Raw genomic sequence first — 8931 nt, 5'->3', positions numbered from 1 at the left:
TCTAACACAGAGGCTGGCATAGAATGTGTTATCTTGGAGAGAGTGTATTATAACACGATCCAGTGTTATGCTCCACTCCTCTAGAAAATTGACCATTAGGTCATGGGTCAGGGGACGGGGTGGCGTTTGTCTTTCCAAAGCACTGATAATTGCCTTTGCTTGATCTTGCCCAATATAGATTGGCAGAGCACGCCGATCTAAGACATCTTTGAGTAACACGATAGGGCTACGTGTTACAGTATCTACTGCAATGCCAGCAACTCTCATTTCAATCATCAGCTTAGCCTCTAGAATACGGTCAGCATCAGGGGCATCAAAGCGAAGCGGTAAACTAGTACTGTACAGACGGGCACCGAAACTTGCGCTTGCCAGATCTGTTCTTTTCACGTTACCGGTCAACGGTAAGATTAGCCCTTGAGAATCCAATTCGGTGAGATCAACAAGATTGTATTCTCCAAGTATGCCTTAGTCTCAGGAAATTTGTTTGGCCACTTCACTAAAAAAACACAAACCTATGCCAGCTCTTTTCCTACTAACAGTCTAGTTGCACCAGTTCATCCTCTTACAGAAGAACAGTATAAACAACAGTGTTTACAGGATTAATTCAAGCTCTCGGCACAATTGGACCAATCGGAAGCGATCGCTTTATTGTCTCCGGTACCTCTGATGCTATGGATGTTATCTTACAAGATTTAGAACCTGGTGATAGTGTAGCAGTGGACGGAATTTGCCTAACGGTAGAGAAAGTTTTGCCCACAGGCTTCTCGACCACTGCTTCTGATGAAACTCAGGGGCGCACCACCCTTGGACAAAGGCTACAGACAACTTCTTACGTTAATTTGGAAACGTCTTTGCGTGTGGGTAGCAAACTAGGGGGTCACTTTGTAACAGGTCACATTGACGGTATTGGCTGCTTAACGGAATCTTTACAAACACCAAACTCCTGGGAAATGTGCTTTACAGCACCAGCTTCCTTGACGGATGTGTGGCAGCATAAGATAGCTCGTTATCTTGTTCCCAAGGGTAGCATTGCCGTCAATGGGGTCAGCCTAACGATTGCTGAGTGTGACCCCAACGGCAGTTGGTTCAAAGTAGCGGTGATTCCCCATAGTTACAGCTATACGAATCTTAGCCACTTACGGACTGGCAATTGGGTAAATATCGAAAGTGACATTTTAGGGAAATATGTCGATAAGTTGCTGGGTAACCGAGTGCCAACGCCTAAAGGGATGGATGACATTTCTCCGGAATTTCTGCTAGAGCATGGGTATTTGACATCCTCCCCTGGCTGAAGCCTGTAGGGCTGTTTCATTACTTGTGAAAAATCAGGGAGGCCAAAGGTAAACAACTAAACAAGCCAACCTTCACACTTCACACTTGAGACTTCACATTCCATTGAATTCCGACCTCTACGGAAAGGGAGGTTCAACAAGCACAACCCCTAAAGTACTTTTCCCCCTCTTCCCTTTCCTACTAAAGATGTATAGGCTGCTAGAGTTTGCCTTGCCGTTCTCTCCCAAGAGAATAGCATCGCTCTTTCCTTACCCTTTCTAATCAATTCCTCCCGCAATTGAGAATTACTGATCACCTTGACCATAGCATCTGCTAATTCAATTGCCTGATTAGGGTCAATTAAAATTGCGGCATCTCCCGCTACTTCAGGCAGGGATGAAGTATTAGAGGTAATCACAGGGGCACCCAAAGTCATCGCTTCCAAGACTGGTAGACCAAACCCTTCATAGTAGGAAGGATACACAAAAACATCTGCATTTGAGTAGAACCAGGCTACTAGTTGATCGGATAAGTAGCCCAGATGATGAATATGATGTTTCCAAGGGGAGCTATCAATATCCGCAAAAATAGATTCATAAGACCATCCTTTTTGCCCAATCAGTACTAACTGATGCTCAATTTGATGCCGTTGTTTTAAATAATTAAATGCTGCAATCAGAGTATTAATATTTTTCCTGGGCTCAAGAGTACTCACAAATAAAATATAGGGTTGGGCGAAGTCGTAATTAACTGATGTCAGCAAAGACTCCACCTTGGTATTCGGTAAATCTAGAGTATTAGCTAAATCTAAATTAGAGTAACGGCTAGCTTGAGGAATAACTTGGATGTTCTCAGGATTAACCTTTAGGTAATTGACGATATCCTGTTTAGTAGACTGGGAAACAGTAATCACTAAATCAGTCCACCGTAAACATTGTTTTACCCGAGCAGTATAGCTTTTAACAATTGAGTTAACATACTGAGGATATTTAATAAAAGTTAGGTCATGAATCGTCATAACCCGCAAGCTTTTTTTACAGGGATAAACGACATGGTCAGTACCATGGACGATATCAGGATTTCCTAAGTATTGTTCACAATAAGGTAAGATGGGATTAGGTAAAGTTGCTAGTAAACTAGAGATTGTAACCGGTAACGGTATAGTTTTAATCTCTATATTTTGAATCTCTAAATGCCTAGTTAGCACTTCAATAAATGACCAATCACGAGATAACCATTGTCTTACACTTGGTTGATAGGCGACACTTAACTGAAAGTCTTCCTGACCTTGTAGCTTATGGAGTGCCTGAATTAAATTTAAGGCATACATGCCAATGCCACTTAACTTATGGCGGATTGGTGTAGCATCAACAGCAATTTTTATCATAGTGTAATCATTAGTTAATTACCAAGTAAAATTATAATTGGTAGTTGATAATTAACTAATGACTATAGATAAACTCTGTTCCGGTCAAGATGCCATCACAAATAACATCTAATCCTTTACTTTTACCAGGAATAAATTCATTGAGATCACATACCTGAAGTTTAAATTCCGATGGATTACTAGCTTCGGTGGTCATCTCTAGGGGAATCATGCGACGGAAGAAAAAGTGATAGGCATACTTTCTTGCTCGTTTTATGATTGCCTCAGGTAAGCCATCCCCTAGGGGTAACTGATCTAAATACTGAACATACTCCTCTACAGAACTCGCATCCATAGTGATGCCTTTATTACGAATCCACGCTTCTCCTGCAACAATTACAGGTATGCCCATGCTAGTTAATTCCACACCCATTTTAGTGCCGTAGATCAGAGCCGCATTACATTGGAGGATAGCAGCATAAGTGCTAACGGGACTTTCTGGGGGAATAACAAACACATTTGGAGGCAGAGTGGGGAAAACCTGACAAATTTCTTCAAACAAGGGTTGACGCGATCGCAAAGTCCCTCGAATTTCCGCTGGGTGAATCCGAATTAACAACTGTAACTCTGGTCTTTTAGCAAAATAACGAATAGTTGTCAATACCCATTCCAGCATATTAGGAAAAGCATTAACTGGGTAATGGAGTTGAGCATCCCACATCACATTAGTCAGTAACCCAATACAAGGACGAGAAAAGTCTACTCCTACTGCATCAGTAATTTTGGTCAGGTCAAACTGAGGACTTTCATGGAACCAAATCCAATCCTGAGTTCCTTGCCAGCGACTTTTCAAATAGTCCATCAACTCCTTTTCCATCTGGGAAGTCCACGGTATAGTTTCCCAATTACTTACTGGCTCCCACATCAGCTGGTGATGATAGGTTTCATGGTGACTAAAGATAAAGCACTGTTTGCGATAAGCAGGATTCCAGTTCACCACTCGCACCCCTTCCTGACGGGCTACTTCACCAGTCAACCCCTGAGGAACATAAATGCCGTGGTTAAATACAGCACACTCAACCTTAACCGTTTGCAGCAGCCGACGGGTCGCCCAAGTGGTCAGTATTGCCGCTTGGAAGTAACGCTTAAGAATTGGCTCAGCATTGGGTTCCCCTTCCAGAGAAGCACGAGCATAAAATCGCAGAGCTCCAGCTAAAGCATGTTCTCCCACAGCTACCCCATCTAGGGTGTACTTTTCAATCTCAGCAATGGTGAGACTGCTAGCTATCTCCTTGGCCTGTTGGTAATCTGTATCTCTGAGAAAGTCACTGTAGCGATGGATAGTCAATCCTAGGGGCTTATAGATCCGATCGGCTAGGGGAAAGCAGTCGTTACACAAGTCACGTTTAGGACCATGGTTTACAAACAAGTCCTGTTTGGGATAAAAACTGACATCACACCAAAAACAAGCTGGTAAAATACCATCACAGAGCAAAATATGAACTTGAGCACCCCTGAGGGTTAACCCCACTGCTAGTAGACTTTCTAAAGTGATGGAATGAATTTCCCCACCCACACTAGTAGCTACCAGAATCTTAGAGCCAGTTTGGGCAGCCTTTAGGGCATTTTGCCATTGGTTTAGAGACCCTTTCAAGACCAAATCCCACTTTGGCTGATCTCGAATAATGCGCTGTCTACGCTTATAGAGCTTAACCCTGCGATGAAGGGATTTGTTCCGCTTGAGAAACTCTTTGATCATTTGATGGTTGACGGTTGACGGTTGACGGTTGAGTGTGAACAGCTAACACTCAGCTAAGCCGGATTACTAGCATATTACTTTTACCATATAGGTTTGGAGATCATTGCTTTTGTATGTACTGTATGTACTGATCACTGTAACCCCAAGCCAAAACTATGCGAGAACTCTATCCCCCGATCGAATCTTACCGAAAAATTTGGGTTTAAAGCCCCGTCCTTCTAGGACGGCTTTTTTTTAGATCTAAGTTTGACATTTTTATATGCATTATGTTAATATAAAAATGTATTAGAAAGGGGTCGAGTTCGTTCGCGTAGCGTGACCGTTCGCTTAGCGTGACCGGAGGTCAAGGTCAAGGTCAATGATCGTGTTAGAGTTTAAAGCCAAAGGTAAACAGTCTCAGTATTCAGCTATAGACGAAGCTATCAGGACTGTTAAGTTTATCAGAAATAGCTGTATTCGTCTATGGATGGACAATAAAAGGACAGGTAAAAACGATCTTAGTAAATACTCTAAGATTCTAGCCAAGCAGTTCCCTTTTGCTAATGAGCTAAACTCTACTGCCCGTCAGGCCGCCTCTGAGAGGGCATGGTCATCGATCGCTCGATTCTACGACAATTGCAAGAAAAAGGTGCCAGGGAAAAAGGGCTTCCCGAAATTTAAAAAACGTGGTCATTCTGTCGAATACAAAAAGTCAGGATGGAAATTATCCCCTGACAAGAAATCGATAACCTTCACGGACAAAAAAGGAATCGGGAAGCTTAAACTCAAAGGCACCTGGGACTTGTGGCGTTTTGACAAGAAGCAAATTAATCGGGTTCGGATAGTCAAGAGAGCCGACGGGTATTACGTTCAATTCTGTGTTGCAGTAGAGGTCAAAGAAGATCTAGACACAACTGGCAGGACTATCGGACTGGATGTAGGACTCAAGGAGTTCTATACAGATTCTGAAGGACACAGTGAGCCAAATCCCCGATTTTATAGAAAAAATGAAAAACGCCTAAAATTTTATCAACGTCGGGTTTCCCGAAAAAAGAAAGGCTCGTCCAATCGTAGAAAAGCCATTAATAGACTAGGCAGGCAACATCTCAAGATAAGTAGGCAACGTGAAGAACATGCCAAGAGACTGGCACGTTGCGTAATCCAATCTAACGATCTGGTCGCCTACGAAGACTTGAGAGTTAAGAACCTAGTAAAAAATCATTGTCTCGCTAAGTCTATTAATGACGCAGGTTGGTATCAGTTTAGGAAATGGTTGGAGTATTTTGGCGTTAAGTTGGGCAGGATAACTGTTGCAGTGAATCCTGCCTATACTAGCCAAAACTGCTCTGATTGTGGCGAAGTTATTAAAAAGTCCTTATCGACAAGAACTCATATCTGCAAATGCGGATGTGAACTAGACAGAGACCATAACGCCGCCATCAATATCCGAAATAGAGCTATAAGTACGACGGGGCACGTCGGAACTTGGATTCTTAATCCAAACGCTTCAGGAGATTTGGCCTCTACTCTTCTTGGTTCAGACCTGGTTGAGCAAGTCGAGTCGTTGAGTGAAGAATCCCCGCTCATAAGCGGGCGGGGAGTGTCAAAACCAGCAAACCCTAACAGTTTCTAACCTCCACACCATACTGCTAAACTAAAGAAAGTTTACCCATAATTTAGGAGCGATGACTGTCACAATTACCCCAGCACATAGCCTGGAAGAATTTCTGAAGCTCCCAGAAACAAAGCCAGCCAAGGAATACATCAACGGCGATATTGTCCAAAAGCCAATGCCGAAAGGAAAGCATAGTCGATTGCAGCTCAGGCTATGCAATAGTATCAACGAAAACACAGAAAGCCAGAAAATCGCTTATGCCTTCCCAGAGTTGCGCTGTAGTTTTGGCATACGCTCTATTGTACCTGATATAGCGGTTTTCAAATGGTCACGAATTCCTTTTGATGCCGATGGGGAAGTTCCCAATGATTTTTTATTGTATCCAGATTGGGTAATTGAAATCCTCTCTCCAGAACAGAGTTCAAATCGGGTAATTGGCAATATTCTCTATTGCTTACAACATGGTTGTCAGCTAGGTTGGTTAATTGATCCTGCTGATAGATCTATTTTAGTGTTTCGACCGGGTCAACAACCAGAATTGTTACTAGGTAGCAATCACCCTTCTGTATTAGATGATATTAACCTAGAGTTAACAGTAGATCGGATTTTTGGTTGGCTCAAAATGTCAGGTAATTAGCTAAAGGTAAGCATTCAGCATATGCTTATAATTGGCTGAAGATACAAACCCCAAGATACCATTTCCAAATTACCAAATTGTTGAAAGATCTAACACAAATCCTGGCAAGACATCTTCTCCGGAGATAGTATCAGGATTGTTGATAATTTCTACAGCTTGATGGGGACGATAAATTTCAGTCTTTCGCTGTTTTCGGTTAATCAACCAGCCAAGTCTTGCCCCGTTTTCCATATATTCCCGCATTTTTTGACGAGTTTTCTCTAGGGAATCGCTAGGAGACATTAACTCTACTACGAAATCGGGACATATGGGGGCAAATCTTTCTTGTTCAACGGGGGTTAAAGCATCCCAGCGCTCTTGCTGAACCCAAGACGCATCAGGGGAGCGGTCTGCACCATTGGGAAGTGTAAACCCAGTGTTATAGTCAAACACTTTACCCAAATTGTTCTGGCGACTCCAGGCTTTAAGTTGATAGATTAGATCAGCATTTCGTTCACCTGTAGTGCTACCTGTAGGTGACATAATAATTAATTCTCCAGTCGCAGTGCGCTCAAATCTTAAGTCGCTGTTGTCGTGACACAGTTGCCAGAATTGTTCGTCCGTTAAGTCCAGCTTTAATTCTAGATTAGGGGGTAAGGATATAGTGGAAGTATTCATGAAAACTATCTAAATATTGAAAGTTTATCTAGTGTGTTTGTAAGGGATTTCTGAAAAATTAAATTAAGGATTAACGGATATTAATTACATAGTAAGTTAAGGGAAAGCTTGAAACGAGTAAAGCCCTTAAACTAATTTATAACTGATCTTAGAATTAATAAAATTAAACCTGAAATCCCATAGCCTGAAGTCCCTGACGAAGACGCTGAGCTTCAGCTGGGTTATGGGTTTCGTGAAGTGCGATCGCTTTTTTAAATGCCGATAAACTCTGATCAACGTTGCCCAGTTTAAGCCAAACCACTCCCAAGTTTTGATAAGCCTCTCCATACTCTGGGTTGAGTTGAATCGCTTGCTGATAGGATGCGATCGCATTTTCCATCTGACCCAAAGCCTTCCAAGTCATGCCCAGATTATTATGTCCAAGGGCAAAACTTGGATCTATCTTAACTGCCATTTCATAAGCCGTTTTGGCGTGATTCAACTCCCCTGCTGTTAACAACAAACTGCCCAAGTTATTGTAAGCTCCTAATTTCAACTGGGGCAAAATCGGTTGTTGAATCGCCTGTTGGTAATGTATTGCTCCTGAATTCAGCTCTCCTTGGCGAGTATAAGCATTCCCCAGATGGTAGTGCAGTTCAAATAATACCGCTGGCTCTAGCTCAGTGCTAGTTAAACCACGCTTTAGTAACTCCACACCTTGGTCTACTTGATTATTTTGAATATAAAGCGCCCCGAGTTTACTACACACATAAGCATCAAACGGATGACTAGCCAGATAACCTTCCATCGCCGTAAGGGCTCTAGTCAACTTATTCCGTGATGCGATCGCATCATAGCTATAACCGTAGTGTAATATTGCCACTTGGGATAGAGACACCACCTGCCATTGGGGTTCTCGTTGTAACACTTGCGCTACAGTATCATCCACCATAGCATGATAGGGGCGAGAAAAGCGAATATCTGGGTGATAGCGAAATAAACGGGACACCAGAGAATAGGGAGATTGAGTAGCACCCACTTCTTGCCGGACTAGATTAATAACTAGATAAGAACTATTTTGGATAGCCTGCTTGATTTCCGGTACAACTTCCGGTTTCAACACTTCATCAGCATCCAACACCAGCACCCATTCCCCTTGCACATACTTCAACGCCTGATTGCGAGCAGCTGCAAAATCATTGCACCATTCAAACTGTTCAACTTTAGCGCCATAGTTTTGCGCCACCTCAATCGTTCGATCCGTTGAACCAGTGTCTAGGACGACCATTTCATCCACTATATCCTTGACACTACTCAAACATTGTGGTAAATATTCTTCCTCATCTTTAACAATCATGCATAGGCTAAGCATCGCATCAGTCATTGGTTAGACGGTTAGGAGGTTGAAGGTTAGGAGGTTGAAGGTTAGGAGGTTGAAGGTTAGGAGGTTGAAGGTTAGGAGGTTGAAGGTTAGGAGGTTGAAGGTTGGCCGGTTGACCGTTGACGGTTAGACGGTTGATGGTTGAAGATTAGAGCCTTAACAACAGCAAACCTGGATTTATAAAATGCAACCTGTAACCTAAGCTACAAGGGACGCCAAGGGCGAAGAACCTTCAACTTGCAACCTTGGCCTTTCGGCCACGCTACGCGAACAACCTGCCAACCTG

The 8931-nt window shown here is 42.8% G+C and carries 9 protein-coding genes; 4 read left to right on the top strand and 5 right to left on the bottom strand.

Translation table 11 applies throughout. The annotated features are described in order from the left end of the window. A partial coding sequence (locus tag F6K52_RS26975; protein ID WP_293085601.1) for a bifunctional nuclease domain-containing protein occupies window positions 1-294 on the bottom strand: 294 nt, incomplete at its 3' end. 120 nt (window positions 295-414) lie between these two features. On the opposite strand from F6K52_RS26975, the gene F6K52_RS26970 reads away from it, so the two are divergent. Both F6K52_RS26970 and F6K52_RS26965 read left to right on the top strand, forming a co-directional pair. Continuing rightward, a complete protein-coding gene (locus F6K52_RS26970) occupies window positions 415-603 on the top strand; it encodes a hypothetical protein (protein WP_070395558.1) in 189 nt (62 codons plus the stop codon). After that, on the top strand, window positions 588-1292 hold the full coding sequence (locus tag F6K52_RS26965; protein ID WP_293085594.1) for a riboflavin synthase: 705 nt from the start codon (window positions 588-590) through the stop codon (window positions 1290-1292). The genes F6K52_RS26970 and F6K52_RS26965 overlap by 16 nt, the downstream gene beginning before the upstream one ends. 149 nt (window positions 1293-1441) lie before the next feature. On the opposite strand, the gene F6K52_RS26960 is transcribed toward F6K52_RS26965, so the two are convergent. After that, a complete protein-coding gene (locus F6K52_RS26960) occupies window positions 1442-2659 on the bottom strand; it encodes a glycosyltransferase family 1 protein (RefSeq protein WP_293085591.1) in 1218 nt (405 codons plus the stop codon). 55 nt (window positions 2660-2714) lie between these two features. Beyond that, window positions 2715-4397 (bottom strand): capsule biosynthesis protein, encoded by a 1683-nt coding sequence (locus F6K52_RS26955; RefSeq protein ID WP_293085588.1) that lies wholly within the window; start codon window positions 4395-4397, stop codon window positions 2715-2717. A 358-nt stretch (window positions 4398-4755) separates the two neighbouring features. On the opposite strand from F6K52_RS26955, the gene F6K52_RS26950 reads away from it, so the two are divergent. Further along, window positions 4756-6009 carry a transposase gene (locus F6K52_RS26950; protein WP_293085585.1) on the top strand — a complete coding sequence of 418 codons (1254 nt, stop codon included), beginning with the start codon at window positions 4756-4758 and terminating at the stop codon, window positions 6007-6009. Window positions 6010-6061: 52 nt separating this feature from the next. After that, on the top strand, window positions 6062-6628 hold the full coding sequence (locus F6K52_RS26945; RefSeq protein ID WP_293085582.1) for a Uma2 family endonuclease: 567 nt from the start codon (window positions 6062-6064) through the stop codon (window positions 6626-6628). A 69-nt stretch (window positions 6629-6697) separates the two neighbouring features. Here the strand turns inward: F6K52_RS26945 and F6K52_RS26940 are convergent, their stop codons facing one another. Together F6K52_RS26940 and F6K52_RS26935 are read right to left on the bottom strand one after the other, a co-directional pair. Continuing rightward, on the bottom strand, window positions 6698-7285 hold the full coding sequence (locus F6K52_RS26940) for a Uma2 family endonuclease (protein WP_293085579.1): 588 nt from the start codon (window positions 7283-7285) through the stop codon (window positions 6698-6700). Between the two features lie 163 nt (window positions 7286-7448). Beyond that, the gene (locus tag F6K52_RS26935) at window positions 7449-8648 is read right to left on the bottom strand and encodes a tetratricopeptide repeat protein (protein ID WP_364419884.1); all 1200 of its coding nucleotides are present in this window, start codon (window positions 8646-8648) and stop codon (window positions 7449-7451) included. Window positions 8649-8931 lie beyond the last annotated feature (283 nt).

This window comes from Moorena sp. SIO3H5 (genome assembly GCF_010692395.1).
Classification (GTDB): domain Bacteria; phylum Cyanobacteriota; class Cyanobacteriia; order Cyanobacteriales; family Coleofasciculaceae; genus Moorena.
The sequence above is the reverse complement of the archived record's forward strand: the minus strand, read 5'-3'. Positions and strand labels throughout refer to the sequence as shown.

Bases quoted from the DNA above. Each gene is read 5' to 3' on its own strand.
- F6K52_RS26955 (WP_293085588.1), bottom strand. From the start codon at position 4,397: ATGATCAAAGAGTTTCTCAAGCGGAACAAATCCCTTCATCGCAGGGTT.
- F6K52_RS26960 (WP_293085591.1), bottom strand. From the start codon at position 2,659: ATGATAAAAATTGCTGTTGATGCTACACCAATCCGCCATAAGTTAAGT.
- F6K52_RS26945 (WP_293085582.1), top strand. From the start codon at position 6,062: ATGACTGTCACAATTACCCCAGCACATAGCCTGGAAGAATTTCTGAAG.
- F6K52_RS26940 (WP_293085579.1), bottom strand. From the start codon at position 7,285: ATGAATACTTCCACTATATCCTTACCCCCTAATCTAGAATTAAAGCTG.
- F6K52_RS26935 (WP_364419884.1), bottom strand. From the start codon at position 8,648: ATGACTGATGCGATGCTTAGCCTATGCATGATTGTTAAAGATGAGGAA.
- F6K52_RS26950 (WP_293085585.1), top strand. From the start codon at position 4,756: ATGATCGTGTTAGAGTTTAAAGCCAAAGGTAAACAGTCTCAGTATTCA.